This window comes from Curtobacterium sp. 9128, from assembly GCF_900086645.1.
Taxonomy (GTDB): Bacteria; Actinomycetota; Actinomycetes; order Actinomycetales; family Microbacteriaceae; genus Curtobacterium.
In genome coordinates, this window is record NZ_LT576451.1 from 1,286,996 (window position 1) to 1,308,027 (window position 21,032).

General features: G+C 72.1%; 21 protein-coding genes and 1 tRNA gene. 12 read left to right on the plus strand and 10 right to left on the minus strand.

From position 1 onward, the window contains the following. Window positions 1-62: 62 nt before the first annotated feature. The 3 genes from QK288_RS06345 (at window position 63) to QK288_RS06355 (ending at window position 3,641) form a co-directional block, all read left to right on the plus strand. Window positions 63-1,316, plus strand: a complete 1,254-nt coding sequence (locus QK288_RS06345; protein ID WP_281266962.1) for a hypothetical protein — start codon at window positions 63-65, stop codon at window positions 1,314-1,316. 105 nt (window positions 1,317-1,421) lie between these two features. Beyond that, entirely contained in the window at window positions 1,422-2,738 is a 1,317-nt protein-coding gene (locus tag QK288_RS06350) for a hypothetical protein (protein WP_281266963.1), read from the plus strand. Window positions 2,739-2,762: 24 nt separating this feature from the next. After that, on the plus strand, window positions 2,763-3,641 hold the full coding sequence (locus QK288_RS06355; RefSeq protein ID WP_281266964.1) for a DNA methyltransferase: 879 nt from the start codon (window positions 2,763-2,765) through the stop codon (window positions 3,639-3,641). 184 nt (window positions 3,642-3,825) lie between these two features. Here QK288_RS06355 and QK288_RS06360 read toward each other — a convergent pair whose 3' ends face one another. Continuing rightward, window positions 3,826-6,285 (minus strand): MDR family MFS transporter, encoded by a 2,460-nt coding sequence (locus QK288_RS06360; RefSeq protein WP_281266965.1) that lies wholly within the window; start codon window positions 6,283-6,285, stop codon window positions 3,826-3,828. 149 nt (window positions 6,286-6,434) lie between these two features. On the opposite strand from QK288_RS06360, the gene QK288_RS06365 reads away from it, so the two are divergent. After that, window positions 6,435-7,193 (plus strand): alpha/beta hydrolase, encoded by a 759-nt coding sequence (locus tag QK288_RS06365; protein WP_281266966.1) that lies wholly within the window; start codon window positions 6,435-6,437, stop codon window positions 7,191-7,193. A 75-nt stretch (window positions 7,194-7,268) separates the two neighbouring features. Here QK288_RS06365 and pgm read toward each other — a convergent pair whose 3' ends face one another. The 7 genes from pgm to QK288_RS06400 form a co-directional block, all read right to left on the minus strand. Beyond that, on the minus strand, window positions 7,269-8,888 hold the full coding sequence (pgm, locus tag QK288_RS06370; RefSeq protein ID WP_281266967.1) for a phosphoglucomutase (alpha-D-glucose-1,6-bisphosphate-dependent): 1,620 nt from the start codon (window positions 8,886-8,888) through the stop codon (window positions 7,269-7,271). A gap of 203 nt (window positions 8,889-9,091) precedes the next feature. Next, on the minus strand, window positions 9,092-9,343 hold the full coding sequence (locus tag QK288_RS06375) for a hypothetical protein (protein WP_281266968.1): 252 nt from the start codon (window positions 9,341-9,343) through the stop codon (window positions 9,092-9,094). A gap of 122 nt (window positions 9,344-9,465) precedes the next feature. After that, window positions 9,466-10,134, minus strand: a complete 669-nt coding sequence (locus QK288_RS06380) for a methyltransferase domain-containing protein (protein WP_281266969.1) — start codon at window positions 10,132-10,134, stop codon at window positions 9,466-9,468. Continuing rightward, window positions 10,131-10,787, minus strand: a complete 657-nt coding sequence (locus tag QK288_RS06385) for a DUF2064 domain-containing protein (RefSeq protein WP_281266970.1) — start codon at window positions 10,785-10,787, stop codon at window positions 10,131-10,133. Before QK288_RS06385 ends, QK288_RS06380 begins: the two co-directional genes overlap by 4 nt. After that, window positions 10,784-11,602, minus strand: a complete 819-nt coding sequence (locus tag QK288_RS06390; RefSeq protein WP_348639038.1) for a glycosyltransferase family 2 protein — start codon at window positions 11,600-11,602, stop codon at window positions 10,784-10,786. Before QK288_RS06390 ends, QK288_RS06385 begins: the two co-directional genes overlap by 4 nt. Window positions 11,603-11,926: 324 nt before the next feature. Beyond that, the gene (locus QK288_RS06395) at window positions 11,927-12,997 is read right to left on the minus strand and encodes an NAD-dependent epimerase/dehydratase family protein (protein ID WP_281266971.1); all 1,071 of its coding nucleotides are present in this window, start codon (window positions 12,995-12,997) and stop codon (window positions 11,927-11,929) included. Further along, window positions 12,994-13,827: an MTAP family purine nucleoside phosphorylase gene (locus QK288_RS06400; RefSeq protein ID WP_281266972.1), complete on the minus strand. Its 834-nt coding sequence runs from the start codon at window positions 13,825-13,827 to the stop codon at window positions 12,994-12,996. The genes QK288_RS06395 and QK288_RS06400 overlap by 4 nt, the downstream gene beginning before the upstream one ends. Window positions 13,828-13,934: 107 nt before the next feature. Between QK288_RS06400 and glp the strand changes: the two genes are divergently transcribed. The 6 genes from glp (at window position 13,935) to QK288_RS06430 (ending at window position 19,157) form a co-directional block, all read left to right on the plus strand. Continuing rightward, window positions 13,935-15,152, plus strand: coding sequence for a gephyrin-like molybdotransferase Glp (glp, locus tag QK288_RS06405; protein WP_281266973.1), 1,218 nt, complete (start codon window positions 13,935-13,937; stop codon window positions 15,150-15,152). Further along, window positions 15,149-15,637 (plus strand): cyclic pyranopterin monophosphate synthase MoaC, encoded by a 489-nt coding sequence (moaC, locus tag QK288_RS06410; RefSeq protein ID WP_281266974.1) that lies wholly within the window; start codon window positions 15,149-15,151, stop codon window positions 15,635-15,637. Before glp ends, moaC begins: the two co-directional genes overlap by 4 nt. Next, on the plus strand, window positions 15,634-16,161 hold the full coding sequence (locus QK288_RS06415; RefSeq protein WP_281266975.1) for a molybdopterin-binding protein: 528 nt from the start codon (window positions 15,634-15,636) through the stop codon (window positions 16,159-16,161). The genes moaC and QK288_RS06415 overlap by 4 nt, the downstream gene beginning before the upstream one ends. Next, window positions 16,158-16,592 carry a molybdenum cofactor biosynthesis protein MoaE gene (locus QK288_RS06420; RefSeq protein ID WP_281266976.1) on the plus strand — a complete coding sequence of 145 codons (435 nt, stop codon included), beginning with the start codon at window positions 16,158-16,160 and terminating at the stop codon, window positions 16,590-16,592. The genes QK288_RS06415 and QK288_RS06420 overlap by 4 nt, the downstream gene beginning before the upstream one ends. A 45-nt stretch (window positions 16,593-16,637) precedes the next feature. Then, window positions 16,638-17,036, plus strand: coding sequence for a PLDc N-terminal domain-containing protein (locus QK288_RS06425; protein ID WP_281266977.1), 399 nt, complete (start codon window positions 16,638-16,640; stop codon window positions 17,034-17,036). Window positions 17,037-17,303: 267 nt separating this feature from the next. After that, window positions 17,304-19,157: an ABC-F family ATP-binding cassette domain-containing protein gene (locus QK288_RS06430; protein ID WP_281266978.1), complete on the plus strand. Its 1,854-nt coding sequence runs from the start codon at window positions 17,304-17,306 to the stop codon at window positions 19,155-19,157. Between the two features lie 7 nt (window positions 19,158-19,164). Here the strand turns inward: QK288_RS06430 and QK288_RS06435 are convergent, their stop codons facing one another. Continuing rightward, the gene (locus QK288_RS06435; RefSeq protein ID WP_281266979.1) at window positions 19,165-19,602 is read right to left on the minus strand and encodes a VOC family protein; all 438 of its coding nucleotides are present in this window, start codon (window positions 19,600-19,602) and stop codon (window positions 19,165-19,167) included. Window positions 19,603-19,688: 86 nt separating this feature from the next. Between QK288_RS06435 and QK288_RS06440 the strand changes: the two genes are divergently transcribed. Further along, on the plus strand, window positions 19,689-20,279 hold the full coding sequence (locus QK288_RS06440; protein ID WP_281266980.1) for a GNAT family protein: 591 nt from the start codon (window positions 19,689-19,691) through the stop codon (window positions 20,277-20,279). Here the strand turns inward: QK288_RS06440 and QK288_RS06445 are convergent. After that, entirely contained in the window at window positions 20,276-20,770 is a 495-nt protein-coding gene (locus tag QK288_RS06445; RefSeq protein WP_281266981.1) for a MarR family transcriptional regulator, read from the minus strand. The genes QK288_RS06440 and QK288_RS06445 overlap by 4 nt on opposite strands. 77 nt (window positions 20,771-20,847) lie before the next feature. Between QK288_RS06445 and QK288_RS06450 the strand changes: the two genes are divergently transcribed. Continuing rightward, window positions 20,848-20,919 (plus strand) — tRNA-Gln (locus tag QK288_RS06450). The last annotated feature ends 113 nt before the right edge of the window (window positions 20,920-21,032 follow it).

Here is a 21,032-nt window from a genome sequence, read left to right on the forward strand (position 1 = left end):
GCTACGCCGCGGCCCCGAAGAGGGGCCTGTGCGCCCGCTGTGTGCCTCGCTAGCGTCAGCGGGTGACCGACCACCGCCCGCCATTCCGCTTCCGGACGCCTCCGGGGTGGCCGACGCCGTCCACCGAGTGGGTCGCGGCGCACCAGCTCGCCGAACCCGGTCCGGGGTTCTCCCCTGGCCCCGGGATCCCGCCCGCGCCGTCCGGGTGGCGCTTCTGGCGTGCCGACCGTCGGGCGTTCCGGGCCGCGATGCCCACGCGGCGGCGGCGGATCGAGCTGCTCGGCGTGGCGGGACTCGTGCTGCTGGTCCTCGGGATCGTCGGCGTCGTCGTGCTGACGGCGGCGGACGTGCCGGCGGTGTTCGCCGTCGCCCCGATCGCGGCCGGGGGAGCGCTGTACGTCGTGTCCTGCGTGCGGTGGTGGGACCTCGCCACGGACACGGCGCGGTCGATCGCCGCAACGGCCGGGGTGTGGGGATCGACCTCCGTCTCGGCCCCGGCGGCACGGGCCGGCTTCGGGAGGTCGGCCCGCGTGGCCACCGGCATCACGGCCGCCATCGCCGCGGCCGCACTCGTGGTCGGCGCATCGGCCGGCGTCGCCCCGGTCGTGACGGACGCCGGGCAGTCCCTGGCCGGTGTCGTCGGGAGCGCTCGTGGCGACCTCCCCGAGGACGAGGAGCTCGCGGCTCCCTACACCTCGGACGACGGGCAGATCGACATCACCCAGGTCAGCGACGACGCGTGGGACGCCACCTGCGCGGCGACACCCGGTGACTCGAACTGCTGGAGCTGGGAGGTCGACGCGCTGACGGACTGCGACCTCTCCGTGACGATCGGGTTCGCCGACACCGCGCTCGGGGACGACACCAGGACCGTGACCCGTGCCGTGCACGTCTCCGCGGGCCGACCCCTGTACATCGCTGAGCTCGGGGACGAGGACTACAGCGGCATCGACACCGCCTCGTGTCTCGGGGACGTCCCGCACCGGGTGGACGTCGACCAGACACCGGCCGACGACTTCGCCTACGAGGAGCAGCCGGACGGGTGTGACCTCACCGGGTGCATCGGCTGGACGCTCCGTCCGGGCGAGGACTGCGCGGACGCCTCGGTCCAGTTCCTGGTCACGGACGAGTGGCGCGACGTGCCGGATCCCCACGACCTGGTGATCGGTGCGCCGTTGCAGAGCAGCGTCCCCGTGACCGTCTTCGCCGGCGGGGTGGAGTCCTTCGCCGGCGACGCGACGATCACGCAGATCACGTGCTCGTCGTCGGACGCCCCCGACGCGGACGCCCAGCCGGGGGCAGCGGCACGCACCTGACCAGCGGACGCCTCGCCCTGCGAGCCCGAAGCCCTGCGAGCCCGAAGCCCTGCGAGCCCGAAGAGGGGCCTGTGCGCCTGCCGTGACGACCGCTACCCTCGGCGCGTGACCGAGCAGCACCCCGTCGACGTCGAGCCCCGATTCCGCACCCCACCCGGTTGGCCGACGCCGTCGGCCGCATGGGTCGAACGTCACCACCTGGCGGAGCCGGCTCGCGGCTGGGTCCCGGCCCCGAGCCTCCCGGCTGCCCCGCAGGGTTGGCGCTTCTGGGAGGCGGACCGGCGCGCGGTCTGGCGCGATCGACGGACCCTGGTCGGACTCGCCCTCGTCCTGGTGGGCATCGCCGTCGTCGTCACCGTGTCCGTCCTCGGCGGAGAACTCCGCGGGCTCGCCGGACTCGGTCTGGTGCCGGTCGTCGGCGGAGCCGCCGTCGCGATCACGAGCAGCGTCCGTCGTGCCGCCTTGGCCGACCGCCTCGTCGCCGTGGCCCGCGAGCGTCGCGCAGCGGACCCGATCGACCCCGAGGCCGCTTGGGGCGTCCCCGGAGCCCTCCCCTTCGTCGAGGCGTCCGGGGACGAGCGCCGCTCGCCCGTGCGACGTCGGAACCGGATCGCGGTCGCCGTGACGGCAACGGCCACGGCGGTCGTGACCATCGTGGGTGCCTCCGTGGCCGTCGTCCCGCTCGTGCAGGAGACGGTCGGCGGGGTCGGCCAGACGCTCGCCCTCGGGCTGCAGGACGACGCCCCGGCGCCGTCGACCGCATCGGCGTCGCCGGATCCGGACACCGACCCCGCCCCGGACACCGATCCGACACCGGCGCCCGCCCCGTCGACGGTCGCGGTCGACGCCGTCCTCGAGGACGGTACGGCGCTGCAGGCCGACTGCGCGGTCGCGATGGCGGGCCGGACGGACCCGGCGCACTGCTGGGCCTGGTCGCTCACCGCGCCGGCCGCATGCGAGGCGAAGGTCACGGTCCGGTTCGGCCCGGATGCGAACGCGCCGGCGACCCGGACCGAGGAGCGGTTCGTCTCGCTGTCACCTGGCGTGCCGCTGTCCCTCGTGCTCCGCGGCGGAGAGACCATCGCCGGGCTCGACCACCCGACCTGCGTCAGCGCGGGGTCCGCGCCCTACCCGATCGGCACCTACGACGCCGGGGTGGAGCTGCCCGACTCGGACTTCCCGGCCGCCTGTGACGACTGGGGGTGCGACGGGTTCGTCTTCGACGCCGAGTCCGCGTGCGACGCCGCGACGATCGAGGTGCACGTGTTCGACGAGGTCGCGGACCAGCACTCGCGGGATTACGTGGTCGTGCAGCCGCTCGCCGACGGGACGAGCACGACCCACAACGAGGTCTTCGTGCCGTACGACCACGGCCGACAGCCGGCCGACGCCGAGGTGTCGTCGGTGACGTGCGAGAGCTGAGCCCGTGTGCGCGACAATGATCGGGTGAACAGGGGAGACGAGGCACCGGACCGGGTCGTCCTCGGCGACAACCTCGACGCCCTCGCCACCCTGTCCGACGGCACGTTCACGGTCGTCTACCTCGACCCGCCGTTCAACACCGGCCGGTACCAGCGCCGGCACGCCAGCTCAGCGGTCCCGAGGGCCGACGGACCCGTGATGGGCTTCCACGGCCGGAACTACGAACGCGTCCGCGGCGACCTGATGCGCTTCGACGACCGCTTCGAGGACTACTGGTCGTTCCTCGAGCCCCGCCTGCTCGAGGCGTGGCGGGTCCTCGCGCAGGACGGCACGCTGTACCTGCACCTGGACTACCGCGAGTCGCACTACGCGAAGGTCCTCCTCGACGCGCTGTTCGGCCGTGACGCCTTCCTCAACGAGATCATCTGGGCGTACGACTACGGCGCGAAGTCCCGCTCCCGCTGGCCGACGAAGCACGACACGATCCTGGTGTACGTGAAGGACCCGGCCCGGTACCACTTCGACTCGACGGCGGTCGACCGCGAGCCCTACATGGCACCGGGGCTCGTCACTCCGGAGAAGCGGGAGCGCGGCAAGCTCCCGACGGACGTCTGGTGGCACACGATCGTGTCGCCGACCGGCCGCGAGAAGACCGGGTACCCGACGCAGAAGCCCGAGGGGATCCTCCGGCGCATCGTGCAGGCGTCGTCGCGTGAGGGCGACTGGGTCCTCGACTTCTTCGCGGGCAGCGGCACGACGGGCGCGGTCGCCGGGGCGCTCGGCCGCCGCTACGTGCTCGTCGACGACAGCCCGACGGCGTTCGAGGTGATGCGGAAACGCCTGCCCGGCGCGACCTTCGAGGTGCTGCCCCCGGCGACGATCGCCGCGGGCCCCGCCGTGTGAGGTGGCTGGGGCGCGTTGGGGCCGACTCGGAACGACAGGATCGCTGTCGTACGACAACGGTTCTGTCGCTGCCGAGCGCGCGCAACTGTTGCAGACGCGTGGGAACGACGAAGTCGCTGTCGTACGACAGCGACTTCGTCGTTCGGGGTCGGCACGCGGGGCGGCGCGGCGACCCCCGGCGCGGCTACTCGGCCGAGTGCCGGCCGTGCGCGTGGTCGCCGTCGGCCGGACGGGAGGCCCGGCTCGCGTCGTGCGCGTCCGTCCCGTCCGTCGGGGCCTCGGCCTCCACGGGTGCAGCGTGCGCGGCACGGCGGGTGCGGATGGCACCGGTGGTCGTGGCGGGCTCGTCCACCGGCGCAGCGGCCGAGTGCGCGCCGTGCGTCGGCGCGTCCGGCAGCGGGGCGCGGGTGCCGTCGGTCGACACGTCGTCCGGCAGCACCGACACGTCGGACGTCCCGGTGGACCGGGCCGAGCGCGGCTGCGCCGGGACGTCGGGTGAGGTGGGGACGATCCCCATCCGCCCGGAGTCGGGGGACACGAGCGATCCGGTGTTCGTCGCGGCGCCCTGCGCGTCGACGGCGTGGCGATCGGGGTCGTTGCCCGCAGCTGCGGCCCGGGCGGTGTCCGCCTGCTCCTGCAGCGCCGACGTCTTCCGGAGCGGCGGCACCCGGAAGAACCACGTCAGGACGAACGCGATGAGGATCACACCGAGGCCGACGTAGTACACCGTGACGGCCGAGCTGCTGAACCCGACGAGGAACGGCCGGGTCAGCCGCTTGTCGGCACCGTTGAGGAAGGAGGTGTCGCTCGTCGCGGAGCTCGTCGAGGAGTCGGCCTTCGAGTTGCCGCTCTTGAGCTGCTCGATGAGCGTCGGGGCGACCTCGTCGACGACGTTCTTCCGCTGCGACGCGTTCGAGTAGTCGACCTGCAGCGTGCCGTCGACGACGTCGGCCTGGGCCTTCGACGCAGCGGTCTCGAGCGCCTGCTGTTCGGCGTCCGGCTTCGCGGCCGCGACCTGCTCGTCGATAACCGACTGCGCCTGTGCGGCGGGGAGCGCACCGGCGGCGACCTGCTGTTGGACGCCCGCGGTGACCTGCTTCGTGACGGCGGCGTCGGCGGCTTCCTTCGCCTGCACGGCGCCCTTGTTCAGGCCGTCCTGCACGTTCTGCTTCACCGGGTCGGTGATCGGCGTCCAGATCTGGTCCATCACGCCCTTGTTGTCCTTGGCGTTCGCCACGGACGGGGTGAGGGCGGCGTTCAGGGCGCTCGTGAGGTCGGACTTGTCCTGCATCGCCGTCGTGATGTTCGTCGGCATCAGGGTGAACAGCACGGAGAGGAGCACTGCGGTGCCCATCGTGCCGCCGATCTGGCGGAAGAAGGTCGCGGCGCTGGTGGCGACACCGATGTCCCGAGGGGACACCGAGTTCTGCGCGGCCAGGGTCAGCGTCTGCATGAGCTGCCCGAGCCCGAGGCCGATGCCGAACATGCCGAGCATCAGGAACCACAGCGGGCGGTCGGCGGTGAGGAACGTCAGGACGGTGAACCCGATCGCGGTGAACGCCGTCCCGGTGATCGGGAAGACCTGGTAGTTGCCGGTCCTGGAGATGATCTGACCCGAGGCGATCGACGCGATCATCAGGCCGAGGACCATCGGCAGCATCGCGAAGCCGGACTCGGTCGGGGTGACGCCCTTCACGATCTGCAGGTACAGCGGGATCGTCAGCATCGCGCCGAACATCCCGAAGCCGACGAGCACGGACAGGATCGCGGACATCGAGAACACCCGCGAGCCGAAGAGCTTGAGCGGCAGGATCGCGTCGTCCTTCATGGCGCGCTCGACCAGGATGAACGCGATGAGTCCGACGGCGCCGGTCACGTAGCAGGCGATCGAACCGGCCGAGCTCCAGCCCCAGGTGCGGCCCTGCTCGGCGACGAGCAGCAGCGGCACGAGCGTCACGATGACGAGCGCGGCACCCCACCAGTCGATGCGCGGCTTGGCCTTCCGCTCGCCGACCTTCGGCAGGTGCAGGAACGTCAGCACCATGATCAGCGCGATGATGCCGATCGGCACGTTGATCAGGAAGACCCAGCGCCAGCCGGCGATGAACACGATCTCGCTCGCGCCGGCGAAGAGGCCACCGACGAGCGGCCCGATGACGCTCGAGATGCCGAACACCGCGAGGAAGTAGCCCTGGTACTTGGCGCGCTCGCGGGGGGCGAGCATGTCGCCCATGATCGCGAGCGGCAGCGACATCAGACCTCCGGCGCCGAGGCCCTGCAGCGCGCGGAACCCGGCGAGCATGAGCATCGAGGTCGAGAACGACGCGGCGAAGGACCCGACGATGAAGATGCCGATCGCGGTGAGGAACAGCGGACGCCGCCCGAAGATGTCGGAGAGCTTGCCGTAGATCGGCGTCGTGATCGTCGAGGCGATCAGGTACCCCGTCGTGACCCAGGCCTGCTGGTCGAGCCCGTGCAGGTCGTCGCCGATGGTGCGGATGGCGGTGCCGACGATCGTCTGGTCGAGGGCGCCGAGGAACATACCGGCCATCAGGCCGTAGATCACCAGCAGGATCTGCCGGTGGTTCATCACGACGTTGGATGCCGTGGTGGGTCCCGCTGGAGCGGTCGCCGTCTGGGTCATGTGCAGGGTCTCCCGGGTACCGAAGCGCCGATGACAAGAATTTTGCGCTGTCTGCAAAGTTACAACTGCCGCAAGCGATGCGGTCACGCAGGTGCGGCTTCCTGTGTGGATCGGCAGCGTTCCGCGGGACGAACAGTAAGGTCGCCCCCATGAGCACGCCCGACGGCATCACGGTACGCCCGACCTCCGTCGGCGGTTCCCGTCCGGCCGTGATCGTCCTCCCGGGTGGCGGCTACGAGGAACACGGGCGGGCGAGTTCCGAACCGATGGCGGACTGGTACGCCGGCATCGGCCTGCACGCGTTCCTGTTCCGCTACCCGCTCCGCACACCAGAGACCGTCGGCCCGTTGCACCCGGCCCCGATCGACGCGACCCGCGCGGTGTTCACGTGGCTCCGCTCGGGACGGGCCGGCGCGGACACCGGACTCGACATCGACACGGAGCGCATCGGCGTCGTCGGGTCGAGCGCCGGCGGGCACCTGGCGGCCTCGCTCGCGAACGGCATCGACGACCCCGCTGCCGACCGGCCGGCGTTCTGCGTCCTGAACTACCCGGTGATCTCGATGGAGCACCCGACGCGGCCGCGTCCGATGCTCGGGCTCCTCGGCGATGACCCGCCGTGGCGGACGCGCCGCGAGCTCTCGATGGAGACGCGGGTCGACGAGCGCACGCCGCCGACGTTCGTCTGGACGACGGCGGATGACCGGATCGTGCGCGCGTCGAACGCGCTGTCCTACGCGGACGCGCTGGTCCGGAGTGAGGTGGACGTCGAGGTGCACGTGTTCCCGCACGGCCGGCACGGACTCGGCACCGCCGTGCGCGAACCGCACACGTCCCAGTGGACCCGGCTCTGCGAGGACTGGCTGCGGTACCAGCGCGTGCTGACCGACACGCCGCCGAACTGCTGAGACGCCCCCGAACTGCCGAGACGCCGCCGGATCCGGCGGCGTCTCGGGGAGCGTGCGGTGTCTCGAGCGCTACCGCTACGCGCCCAGGGCGGCGTCGACGATCTCCTTCGCCTCGCGCTGCACCTGCTCCAGGTGCTCCGGGGAGACGAAGCTCTCGGCGTAGATCTTGTAGACGTCCTCGGTTCCTGACGGACGCGCGGCGAACCACGCCTTGTCCGTGACGACCTTGACGCCACCGACCGCCGCGTCGTTCCCCGGTGCCTTCGAGAGCTTCGCGGTGATCGGGTCGCCCGCCAGGGTCTCGGCGGTGATGGCGTCGCCGTCGAGCTTCGACAGCCGTGCCTTCTGCTCCTTGCTGGCTGCCGCGTCGACCCGCTGGTAGACCGGTGCGCCGAAGCGGTCGGTCAGCTCGGCGTAGAGCTGCGAGGGGGTCTTGCCCGTGACCGCGACGATCTCCGACGCCAGGAGCGCCAGGATGATGCCGTCCTTGTCCGTCGTCCACGCGGTGCCGTCGGTGCGGAGGAACGAGGCGCCGGCCGACTCCTCGCCACCGAAGGCCACCGAGCCGTCGATCAGGCCGGGGACGAACCACTTGAAGCCGACCGGGACCTCCCACAGGCGACGGCCGAGGGACTCCGCGACGCGGTCGATGATGCTCGACGAGACCAGGGTCTTGCCGATCGCCGCGTCCTCGCGCCAGGCCGGACGGTGCGCGTAGAGGTACTCGATCGCGACGGCGAGGTAGTGGTTCGGGTTCATCAGCCCGCCGTCGGGCGTGACGATGCCGTGCCGGTCGGAGTCCGCGTCGTTGCCGGTCAGCACGTCGAACTCGTCCTTGTGCGCGAGGACCGATGCCATCGCGGACGGGCTCGACGGGTCCATCCGGATCTTGCCGTCCCAGTCGAGCGTCATGAACGACCAGGTCGGGTCGACGTCGGGGTTCACGACGGTGAGGTCGAGGCCGTAGTGGTCGCGGATCGCGTTCCAGTACGGCAGCGACGCGCCGCCGAGCGGATCGGCGCCGATCTTCACGCCGGCTCGCTTGATCGCCGGGATGTCGATGATGTTCTCGAGGTCCGCGACGTAGGTGTGCAGGAAGTCGTAGCGGTCGGGCGTCGCGTGCTCGGTGCGCTTGACCTCGGCGTTGCCGCCCTCGATGATCGCGTTCGCGCGGTTCGCGATCCACGACGTGGCGTCGCTGTCCGCGGGACCGCCGTGCGGGGGGTTGTACTTGAAGCCGCCGTCGCGGGGCGGGTTGTGGCTCGGCGTGATGACGATGCCGTCAGCGGTGTCCGGGTTGCCCGCGCGGTTGTAGCGGATGATCGCGTGGCTGAGCGCCGGCGTCGGCACGTAGCCGTTCTCGCTGTCCGCGAGGACGTGCACGTCGTTCGCGGCGAGGACCTCGAGCGCGGTGCGTTCGGCCGGGCCGGAGAGCGCGTGGGTGTCGCGGCCGATGAAGAGCGGGCCGTCGGTGCCCTGCGACTGCCGGTACTCGACGATCGCCTGCGTGATGGCGGCGATGTGGGTGTCGTTGAACGCGGTGTCGAGTGAGGAGCCGCGGTGCCCCGAGGTGCCGAACACCACCTTCTGCTCGGCGATCGAGACGTCCGGGACGCGCTCGTAGTACGCGGCGATGAGGGCGTCGAGGTCGACGAGGTCGTCTGCGGTCGCTGGGGTACCGGCGCGGTCGTTCATGCCCCCATCCTGGCATCGCCGCGAGCGGCGCGCTCAGGTGCGGCGCGCGGTGCGCGCCGGACAGGCGGACGGGAGGCTCGTGGCGGGCCCGCCACGAGCCTCCCGTCCGCCACGACGTGAGCGAGCGGCCGCCCCGGCCCGGGTGAAAGGGGGGAAACCCGGGAGAGGGGCGACCGCTCGCGGTCAGTGTGCGCCGTGCGCGCTCATGCCGTCCGGAACGAACCCGTCGCGGTGCGGAACGAACCGGTGACGGTGCGGTTCGATGACGTCGACGTGCCGAGGCGTGCGGACTGTGTGTCCACGAAGCGCCCGAGCCGGCTGCCGGTGGGCACGCCCGTGTAGGTGCCCACCGTCTGGTGGGTGCGGGCGGTCGTGCCCGTGTAGCTGCCGAGCTCGTCGCGCTCGCCGAGTCCGGACACGAAGGTGCCGCCGAACGGGAAGGTGCTGTTCGTCATGGTGGTCTCCTCGATGTGTGATTGGCAGCATCGGGAACGCCGCTGCCGACGAACCTGACGCCGTCGGCTTACGGGGATGACACTACGCCCTTGTCTTGCAGAATGCAAAAGAAGAGCGGGTCTCAGGCGACGAGCTCGCAGAAGCTCCGACCGGCAACCGTCCAGCTCTGTCGGGCGACGAGCCCGGCGTCAGCGGCGTGCCGGTGCAGGGCGTCGAGGCCGACCTCGGCCCACGGGAACTCGGCGCTCTCGTGGCCGTCGGTGTCCACCACGCGGGCCCGGTAGGTGCGGTCGGCGGTCGGGTCCGTGTGCGTCTCGACGACGACGCGACCGCCGGCCCTGACGATGTCGCGACAGCGCGCGAGGAGTGCGGCGGGGTCGCCCCCGATGCCGATGTTGCCGTCGAGGACGAGCGCGGTGTCCCAGCGTCCCTCGTCGGGGACGGGGTCGAACACGGAGCCCTGGATCGCCCGGCCGCCGGAGCGCTGCGCGATCGCGACGGCCTCGGCGGAGACGTCGACCCCGAGTGCGGGGATGCCGAGCGTGCGCGCCGCGACGAGCATCCGCCCGGGGCCGCAGCCGATGTCGATCACGGGGCCGTCGACGTCGTCCAGCAGGGAGCGGTCGACCCGGTCGGCGGCAGCACTCCACCGTCCGACGTCCATCGTGATGGCGACGCCGGGGCGGTCGGGGTCGGTGAGACGGAGGCGGCCGTCGCTCCGGAGTGCCCGTGCGTAGGGTTCGTCGCCGCCGGTGCCGAAGGTGACGGCGGTCTGGGTGATGTCGCTCATCGGGCGCCTCCGGCGGTGAGTGCGCCGTCCTCGGCGCGCAGGGCAGCAGCGAACCCGGAGTCCGGCGCGAGTCCGGCCACGACACCGGCATCGTCGATCGTGTCCACGTCGAGCAGCTCGGTGAGCATGCCGACGTCGAGCCCGGCCGCCGTCAGACGTGCCAGCTGTACGGCACCCGTGTCGTCCTGGGACATCGGGACCCCGCGCAGCAGGTCGCCCGTCGGTTCACGGAGGTACAGGGACCAGAAGCCGCCGTCCTCCGCCGGACCGAACCAGGCGTCGCGGTCGGGGGCGTCGAGCACGGGTGTGACGTCGTCGACCGAGACCTGCGGGGTGTCCATGCCGACCAGCAGCGTGGGGCCGGTCATCGTGTCGAACAGGAAGCCGAGGCGCTCGTCGAGGCCGCCGCCCGGCTGGTGCAGGACGTCGAAACCGGCAGCCGCTCCCGGGACGACCGAGCCGTCGAAGAACAGCACGCGCCGCTCGACGGGCAGCGCGGCGACGGTGCGGAGCGTGTCGTCGAGGCTCGCGCTCGCGACCCGGGCGGCAGCCTCGGGGGAGAGCGCCGGCGTCAACCGGGTCTTCACCCGGCCGGGCAGGCACTCCTTGGCGATCACGACGACCGTGATCGGGGTGGTCGCGGTGACGCTCATGAGCGCACCTCCTCGACGTCGGAGGCGGAGGCGGAGGCGGAGGAGGTGGGGGCGGTGGAGCCGGCCGTGCGGCGGACGGGACCCGGCGCGACGGAGCGGGTCCGGGCCTCCTGGCGGTACTCGCGCAACAGGCGCGTCATGTCCCGCACCGCGTTGATCGTGCCGCGGAGCGTTCCGGTGACCTTGCTGTCGCCGACGCGCTGGGCGTAGCCGATGTCCGACTCGTCGACGCGCCAGCCGGCGGCGTGGGCGGCGAGGACCATCTCGAGCGGGTAGCCGCTCCGGCGGTCCTGCAGGTCGAGTGCGACGAGGTCCTCGCGGCGCATCACGCGCATCGGGCCGAGGTCGCGCAGGCGGTACCCGGTCGCCCGGTGCATGAGCACGGCGAGGACGCGGTTCGCGAAGCGAGCGTGTGGGGCCCAGGCGCCCGGGGTGGTCGGGACGCGGCGGCCGAGTGCCAGGTCGGTGCGGCCCTCCGCGACGCGGCGGACCAGCGGCGGGAGCTCCGCCGGGTCCATCGAGGCGTCGGCGTCGCAGAAGGCGACGTACTCGGCGGTGGCGGCCTCGACGCCGGCGGCGCAGGCGCTGCCGAAGCCGCGGCGGGACTCGGTGACGACGAGGGCTCCGAGCGCGCGTGCGATGTCCGCGGAGCCGTCGGTCGAGCCGTTGTCCACCACGATGGCGCGGTAGCCGTCCGGCAGACGACCGATGACCGTCGGCAGGGCATCGGCCTCGTCGAGACAGGGGAGGATGACGTCGACCTTCATGTCCACCATTCGGTGCGGTCGGCCGTTGCGACTGGAGGACGTTGCCATGCGCACCACTCAACCGGCGAGTCGCTGGGGATGTGCAGGTCCTTCGTACCCCGTGTCCGGTGCGCGCACAGGAACGGCCCGGCGCGCGGGCGCGCGGGCCCCGGGCCGGGCCGGGCGGGCCGCCCCGTCGTCGAGTGGTCACGACTCCCCGCTCAGTTCCGTCGGGCGGTCATGACCTGTCGCTTCCGGGCTTCGCGGGCAACGGCTTGTGACCAGTCAGCGTCACGCGGACGGGGTGTCGTGACCACTCGGCGAGTGGGCGAGTACCGGACGGGAGGCTCGTGGCGGGGCCGTCACGAGCCTCCCGTCCGGTGGTGGGGAGCGTCAGCGCACGGCTGCGCGGAGCGGCGCGTCCGCGAACTCGCGCATGCCGCGCTCGAAGTCGACCTCGGCGCGCCAGCCGAGCTCGTCCGCGATCCGCGCGGACGACGCCGTGACGTGCCGGACGTCACCCAGCCGGTACTCGCCGGTGACGACGGGAGTGAGCCCGGCCGTCCCCGCGATCGCCGCGGCCATGTCGCCGATCGTGTGCACGGTGCCCGACCCGACGTTGTACGCGAGGAACGAGTCCGGGTCCATGGAGTCGGTCGCCCCGATCGACGCGAGGTTCGCTCCGGCGACGTCGTCCACGTGCACGAAGTCACGACGCTGAGCGCCGTCCTCGAAGACGCGAGGGGCCTCGCCGCGAGCGATGGCACTCCGGAACAGCGAGGCAACACCGGCGTAGGGGGTGTTCGCGGGCATGCCCGGTCCGTACACGTTGTGGTAGCGGAGCGCGACCGCGCGGCCGCCGGTGGCGCGGGCCCACGACGACGCGAGGTGCTCCTGCGCGACCTTCGTCTGCGCGTACACGTTGCGGGGGTCGAGCGGCGCGGACTCGTCGATGAGCCCGGGGACGAGCGGCTCGCCGTCCGGTCCGATCGGGTCGAAGCGGCCGGCGTCGAGGTCCTCGCGGCGACGAGCAGGCGGACGCATCGGCGTGCCGTCGGAGGTCGTGTACGCGCCCTCGCCGTAGACGACCATCGAGCTCGCGACGACGAGCCGGCCGATGCCGGACCGGTCCATGCCGGCGAGCACGTGGGCGGTGCCCGCGTCGTTGCTCGAGACGTAGTCAGGGGCGTCCTGGAAGTCGACGCCGAGACCGACCTTCGCGGCCTGGTGGCACACCACGTCGACGCCGTCGAGTGCGGCGTCGAGGGCCACGCGATCGCGGACGTCGCCGTGCACGAACGCGATGCCGCGCCGCTCGTGGTCGGCGACGACGTCGGCGGGGTCCCCGTGCACGTCGGCGCGGAGGGAGTCGAGCACCCGCACCTCGTGGCCGTCGGCCAGGGCGCGGCGGACGATCGCGGAGCCGATGAAGCCCGCGCCGCCGGTGACGAGCAGGCGGGTCATGCCGTCCTCGCGATGATCGTGGCGCTCGCCGCTGCCGGGACGAGTTCCCGCGGTGTGAAGTCGTCGGGGATCGAACCGACGATGCTCCCGATCGCGCCGACGATGACCTCGTTCGCGCGGGCGAGGCGTTCCATCACGAGGGCGTGGGTCACGGGGGCCTCGGTGCTCTTCGCCGCGTCGGCTTCGCTCGGCGCCAGCCCCGCGTCGGCGTCCGTCACGAACGACAGGTTCACCGTGCCGATCCCGAGCTCGGCGGCCAGGGGGACCTCCGGCGTCATCGTCATGTTGATCGTGTGCCCGCCGGCCTCGCGCATCCACACCGACTCGGCTCGGGTCGAGAACCGCGGCCCCTGGATGACGACACAGGTGCCGGTCGGTCGGAACGGGACGTCCAGTGCAGCGACCGCGTCGACGGCGACCCGACGGAGGACGGGGTCGAACGGGTCGGCGAACGACAGGTGCTGCACCTGGTCCTCGAAGAACGTGTCGGCGCGGCCCCAGGTCCGGTCGATGAGCTGGTCCGTCACCACGAAGGTCCCGGGGGCGTAGTCGGGGTGCAGGCCGCCGACGGCGCTCGACGACACGATCGCGCGGACGCCGAGGGACCGCAGCGCCCAGACGTTCGCGCGGTGGTTGATCAGGTGCGGTGCCACCGAGTGCTCGCGGCCGTGCCGGGTGAGGAACGCGACGCGCTTGCCCGCCATCGTCCCCACGGTGACGGGGGAGGAGGTCGGCCCGAAGGGCGTCTCCACGTCCATCTCGTCGGCGGTTCCCGGTGCGAACAGCTCGTACAGGCCGGAGCCGCCGATCACACCGATGGTCGCGGTCACGTCGTTCTCCACAGGTCCTCCGAATCGTCCAAGGCGCGCGATGCGCGCTCGTTACGCTACTGACACGCGCCCGTCCGGGCCCGCATCGAACTCATTCGGAGGCCCCCGTGCGAACGATCGGTCAGCACCGCGACGACGTGGAAGCGTTGATCGCGCCGGTCCTGTCGCTCGGACAGGAGGCACGACTCGTCGACGACCTCGCCGCCGACACCGGCGCGGGGCACGGGTACCGCGTGCTCGGTCGTGCCGTCGTCGCACCTGGTCCGCTGCCGGCGTTCGACAACAGCCAGATGGACGGGTTCGCGGTGCGGTCCGGAGATGCCGGGACGACGCTGCGCGTCGTGTCGCCGATCGCCGCCGGGGTCGTCCCGGTGCCGTTGCTCGCCGGGGAAGCCGCCCCGATCATGACCGGGGCGCGGATCCCGGACGGTGCCGACGCGGTGTTCCCGGTCGAAGCAACGCCGCCCGGGTCCTTCCCCGCGGCACTGGCGCTCACCGAGGTCGAGGTCCCCGCCGACCTCACCGCCGGCACCTTCGTCCGGACCGTCGGCTCCGACCTCGCCGCGGGTGCGGTCGTCGTCGACGCCGGAGCGCCGCTCACGCCCGCGGTGCTCGGGGCGCTCGCCGCTGCCGGTGTCGACCAGGTCGAACTCGTCAGACACCCCAGGGTGCTCGTCGTGTCCACGGGATCCGAACTCGGTGGTGACGGCGGGGCCGCGATCAACGACGCGAACGGCATCGCGCTGCGGGCCGCGCTCGCCGAAGTCGGGGCCGAGTCACGCGTGGTGCGCGTCCCCGACGACGAAGCCCGGTTCCTCGCCGCGCTCGACGACGCCGTGGGGGACTGGGCCGACCTCGTCCTGACGACGGGCGGGATCAGCGCCGGTGCGTACGAGGTCGTCAGGCAGGCACTCGAGCCCCGGGGCCTCGCCGTGACCCCGGTCGCGATGCAGCCCGGTGGTCCGCAGGCCTTCGGCACGGTCACGATCGCCGGGCGTCCGGTTCCGGTCGTCTCCTTCCCGGGGAACCCGGTGTCGGCGCTCGTCTCGTTCGAGGTCTTCCTGCGCCCCGTCCTCGCCCGTGCCGCACGGATGCCCGACACCCGCCCGACACAGGTGCTCCCCGCGGCGTCGTCAGCGGTCTCGCCGGACGGCAAGCACCAGGTCCGCCGCGGCACCGTGGTCGACGGGGCCGTGCACTTCGTCGGCGGCCCGAGCTCGCACCTCCTCGCCCACTACGCCGACGCCACCCACCTGGTCCACGTGCCCGTCGGCACGGCAGCCGTCGAACCCGGCGACCCCCTCACCGTCTGGAGCATCCGATGACCGACCTGTCCGACTCGTCCGACCTCTCCCACGTCCGGGCAGACGGCAGCGCGCACATGGTCGACGTCTCCGCGAAGGACGTCACCGACCGCTCGGCCACCGCGACCGCGACCCTCGTCACCCGGCCAGACGTCGTGACCAGGATCCTCGACGGGTCGCTGCCCAAGGGCGAGGTCATCGGCACCGCCCGGATCGCGGCGATCATGGCTGTGAAGAAGACCTCCGACCTGATCCCGCTCTGCCACCCGCTGCCCATCGGCGGCGTCCAGGTCGACATCACCGGGGCGGACGACCGCGTGGTCGTCGAGGTGTCGGTGCGCACCACCTCGCGGACGGGCGTCGAGATGGAAGCCCTGACCGGGGCGAGCGTCGGCGTGCTGACCGTGTACGACATGGTGAAGGCCGTCGACCGAGCGGCCACCATCACGGACGTCCGGGTGCTCGAGAAGCACGGCGGACGATCAGGGGACTGGAGCGCACGATGACCGCAGCGCCGAATCGAGCGGGACCGACGAGGGGCCGCGCGGTCGTGGTCGTCGTGTCGACACAGGCCGCCGCCGATCCCGCCCTCGACCGCACCGGGCCCGTCATCGCCGGGTGGCTCCGCGAGCGCGAGTTCACCGTCCCGGAGCCGGTCATCGTCGCGGACGGCGGCCCCGTCGCCGAGACCGTGACCAGTGAGCTCCTCGCCGATGCGCGCGTCGTCATCACCACCGGCGGCACCGGGGTCACCCCGACCGACCGCACCCCGGAAGCTGTCGCACCGCTCCTCGACCTCGAGCTCCCGGGCGTCATCGAGGAGATCCGCCGCCGAGGACTGGCGGGGGCCGGGCCGACGGCGCTCCTCAGCCGCGGGGTCGCCGGCATCGCCTCAGGGGGAGCGTTCGTCGTCACGCTCCCCGGATCACGCGGCGGTGTCGCTGACGGGCTCGCCGTGCTCGACGGGTTGCTCGACCACGTCCTCGCCCAGGTGCACGGCGAGGGACACGCGCCGCGGAGCACCTCGTGACCGGCGGCACGGATCGTGTGGTGCTCGCGGACGTCGTCGGACGGCCGATCTCCGTCGACGAGGTGTCTGCCGTCGTCGCCACCGACCAGGACGGCGCCGTGGTGACCTTCGCGGGCGTCGTGCGCGACCACGACGACGGCAAGGGCGTCACCGCGCTGCACTACGAACGGCACCCGAGCGCCGGTGACGTCATCGCCGAGGTCGCGGCCACGATCGCCGCCGAGCACCCCGAGGTCCGGATCGCCGTCCTGCACCGCGTCGGGTCCCTCGGCGTCGGGGACGTCGCGCTCGCCGCGGCCGTGTCCTCCGCGCATCGCGGGCATGCGTTCGCCGCGTGCGGGGCGCTCATCGACCTCGTCAAGGAACGGGTGCCGATCTGGAAGCACCAGCGCTTCACGGACGGCTCCGACGAGTGGGTGGCGTCCCTCTGACGCGGGCGTAGCGCTGGCTCCAAGGCGTTCCATAGAATCCGGGACATGAGCGTGCTGTTGCCCGGGCTGACGATCGTCCTGCTGGTGTTCGCCCTGATCGACATCCTGACGAAGACCGACGACCAGATCCGCGGGCTGCCGAAGATCGCGTGGGTGATCCTCGTCGTGCTGGTCCCGGTCGTCGGCAGCATCGTGTGGTTCGCGATCGGGCACGACTGGGCGCCGGGCGACCGGAACCACGGCCGGTACATCGAGCCCACCCGCCACGAGGACTCCTACGCCTCCCTCGGGCACGCCCGGGCAGCGCACGGCGACCGGCGGGTGACCACCACCGAGCAGGAACTCGCGGACCTCGATCGCGAGATCGAGTTCTGGGAGGCGAAGGCGCGCCTGAAGCGTGCCAAGGAGGCCGCCGGCGAGGGCGAGCCGACCCCGGGGAGCTGACCCGAGCCTCCCGTCCGGTGCCCGCGTCACCCGCGCCGCGCCGCCCGCACCGCCCGCGCCGACTGCCCGCGCCGCCACTCGCGGACTGACCCCGAACGACGAAGTCGCTGTCGTACGACAACGATCCTGTCGCTCCCACGCGCGTGCAACAGTTGCGGGCGCGCGGTTGCGACAACGTCGATGTCGTACGACAGCGATCCTGTCGTTCCGAGTCGGCACCCGCACCCGTCGTTCCGAGTCCCCACCCGCGCCACCTACCCTTGACGCGTGGCACATCTCCTCGGCGCCGAGAACCTGCATCTCGAGTTCCCCACCCGCACCGTCTTCGACAGCGTCACCATCGGCATCGACGAGGGTGACCGCATCGGCGTCGTCGGCCGGAACGGCGACGGCAAGTCGACGCTCCTCAGCCTGCTCGCGAAGCGCCTCGAACCCGACACCGGCCGTGTGACGCACCGCGGCGGCGTGACGGTCGGCGTGCTCGACCAGCGCGACGCCCTGCCGGAGGGCCAGACCGTCGGCGCCGTCGTCGTCGGCGACCGCGAGGAGCACGAGTGGGCCGGCGACCCGAAGATCCGCGACGTCATCGGCGGACTCGTCTCCGACATCCCGTGGGACGTCCCCGTCGACGACCTCAGCGGTGGACAGCGGCGCCGTGTCGCCCTCGCGCGCCTGCTCGTCGGCGACTGGGACGTGCTGTTCCTCGACGAGCCCACGAACCACCTCGACGTCGAGGGCATCCAGTGGCTCGCCGAGCACATCAACCGGCGCTGGTCGCCGAGCCAGGGCGGACTCGTCGTCGTGACGCACGACCGGTGGTTCCTCGACGCCGTGTCGACCGACACGTGGGAGGTCCACGACGGCATCGTCGAACCCTTCGAGGGCGGCTACGCGGCCTACATCCTGCAGCGCGTCGAGCGTGACCGGCAGGCCGCCGCGAGCGAGCAGCGCCGCCAGAACCTGGCGCGCAAGGAGCTCGCGTGGCTCCGCCGCGGTGCCCCCGCCCGAACGAGCAAGCCGAAGTTCCGCATCGACGCGGCGAACGCCCTCATCGACGACGTCCCGCCGATCCGCGACACCGTCGCCCTGTCGCAGATGGCCACCGCGCGCCTCGGCAAGGACGTCGTCGACCTGATCGACGCCGGCGTGACCTTCCCCGGCGCGCCGGAGCCCACGATCCGGAGCATCGAGTGGCGCATCGCACCGGGGGAGCGGACCGGCATCCTCGGACCGAACGGCGCCGGCAAGTCGACGCTCCTCGGCCTGGTCTCGGGGCGCATCCAGCCCACCAGCGGGCGGGTGAAGACGGGCAAGACCGTGCAGGTCGCGGTCCTCGACCAGCAGCTCGCGGACCTGCAGCAGTACGCGGACGACCGTGTCCGCGAGGTCGTCGCCCGCAAGAAGACCAGCTACGTCGCCGACGGCAAGGAGATGACGCCGTCACAGCTCCTGGAGCGCCTGGGCTTCACGTCCGAGCAGCTCTCCACACCCGTCCGCGACCTCAGCGGCGGGCAGAAGCGTCGCCTGCAGCTCATGCTCATCCTGCTCGACGAGCCGAACGTGCTCATCCTCGACGAGCCGACGAACGACCTCGACACCGACATGCTCGCCGCGATGGAGGACCTCCTCGACACCTGGCCCGGCACGCTGTTGGTCGTGAGTCACGACCGGTACCTCCTCGAGCGGGTCACCGACCAGCAGTACGCCGTGCTCGGCGGGCACCTCCGGCACCTGCCGGGCGGCGTCGACGAGTACATGCGGCTCCGGGCGTCCGGCACCGGCGGGTCCACGGCTTCAGCGGCTGCCGCCGCGACGGCCGGGAGGCCCGACACGGCCGGGGCGGGCTCGTCGCCTGCTCCTGTGGCCGGGTCCAGTGCGTCGGGTGCGTCCGGCTTGTCCGGTGCTGATCGTCGCGCCGCGGAGAAGGAGATGTCGGCCCTCGACCGCCGCATCGCCCGCGTGGGTGCCGACCGCCAGACGGTGCTCGACCTGTTCGCCGCGCACGACCAGTCCGACTACGCCGGGCTAGGGGAGCTGCAGACGAAGCTCGCGACGCTCGAGGCCGAGATCGAGCAGCTCGAGGAGCGCTGGCTCGAGGTCGCCGAGCAGCTCGGGGTGTAGCGCTCCGTTACTCGGGCGTGGCGTCGGACGGCGCGCCCATGCCCGGGTTCGCGACAACCTCCCACAGATGCCCGTCCGGGTCCTGGAAGAAGCCGGAGTACATGCCCCACGGGCGTGTGTACGGCGGCTCGAGCATCGTCGCGCCAGCCGCCCGTGCCCGCTCGAGGAACGCGTCCGCGTCGGCGCGAGACTCCACGAAGTGCCCGATCGTGGCGCTCGGGTCGGTCCCGAGTTCCACGCTCGAGTCCTTCCGCATGTCGTCCCGGCCGTAAACGGACACGATCAGCCCGTCGTCGAGCGTGAACATCGCCGTCGCACCACCCGCGACGGTGTCGGTCGGGGCGTACTCGGTGCCGATGATGCCGCTGCCCTCGGAGCCGAAGAGCGCGGTGTAGAACGCGGCCGATCGCTCGAGGTCGGCGACGGCGAGGGTGATGGCGTGCATGCGCCGCAGCGTAGTCGCGGCGCCGATTGGTCGTGACGCCGGCGCTCGCCGGTCCAGGCGATCGTTCGCTCTGGCAGAGTCGAGGGATGACGTGGAACGGGGCCGACGCGCAACGGTACGGAGGGACGCTGCTCGAGGGGGACCGTGTCCGGCTCCGCGCGCTCGAGGACGACGACCTGCCCGACCTGGTGCGCTGGTGGCAGGACCCGGAGTGGGCCGTGCTGCAGCAGGTCATCGTGCGACCCCGGCCGGCCGAACCGCTCGCCGAGCAGTTCCGCAGCTGGAGCGGCAACGGCAGCGGCGGATCCGTCGGCTTCAGCGTCGTCGACCGCTCGTCCGGGATCCTCGTCGGCCACGTGACGCTCTTCGGCGCGACACTCCCCGTCCGTGCCGCCACCCTCGCCGTGATGATCGGGAGCGAGCACGTCGACCAGGGCTACGGGACGGAGGTGGTCCGGCTGATCACGGCCCACGGGTTCCGCGAGATGGGCCTCAACCGCATCGAGATCCGCGTCCACGCGTTCAACGAACGCGCGCGAGCCGTGTACGCACGGTCCGGGTACCAGCAGGAGGGCGTGCGACGCGACGCCACCTTCCACGACGGTCGTTTCCACGACGAGATCGTCATGTCCGCGCTCGCCCGCGAGTGGCATGAGCCGCCGGTGCGTCCGGTCTAGTCGCCGAGCCCGAGGATGAGGCGTCGGAGGAGCCCCGCGAGCTGGTCTTGCTCATCGTCGGACACCCCGGCGAGGATGGCCCGCTCCGCACCGAGCAGATCCGCGATCGCCGAGTCCACCGCGCTCCGACCGGCGTCGGTCAGCGACACCAGGATGCCGCGGCCGTCCTTCGGGTCGGTCCGCCGTGCCACGAGCCCACGTGCCGTCAGTCGGTCCACCCGGTTCGTCATCGTGCCGCTCGACACCAGGGTCTGCTGCAGGAGCGTCTTCGGGCTCAGCTCGTAGGGTGCACCCGCACGCCGCAGTGCCGACAGCACGTCGAACTCCCACGGCTCCATGTCGCTCGCGTCGAACGCCGCCCGACGTGCACGATCCAGGTGCCTGGCGAGCCGGTCCACCCGCGACAGCACCTGCAACGGTGCGAAGTCGAGGTCGTCGCGCTGCCGCCCCCACGCCGCGACGATTCGGTCGACCTCGTCCTCATGCGGCATCCCTCCATCTTGGCCGAACGCCGCGCGCACGGCCACCGTTCCGGTCATGGGAGGATGGACGGGCCCTCCGTGGGCGTTCCGCCTTGGTGTAATGGCAGCACGACGGCCTTTGGTGCCGTTAGGTCCGGGTTCGAATCCTGGAGGCGGAGCTACGCGTCGCTCGCGCACGTGTGGAGGCGCCTCTGCCGACCTGCTTGCCTTCCGTCTCGCGCCGCGTACTCGGCGTCCACAACGCGAGACGAGTCCGTAGGCTTGACGACGG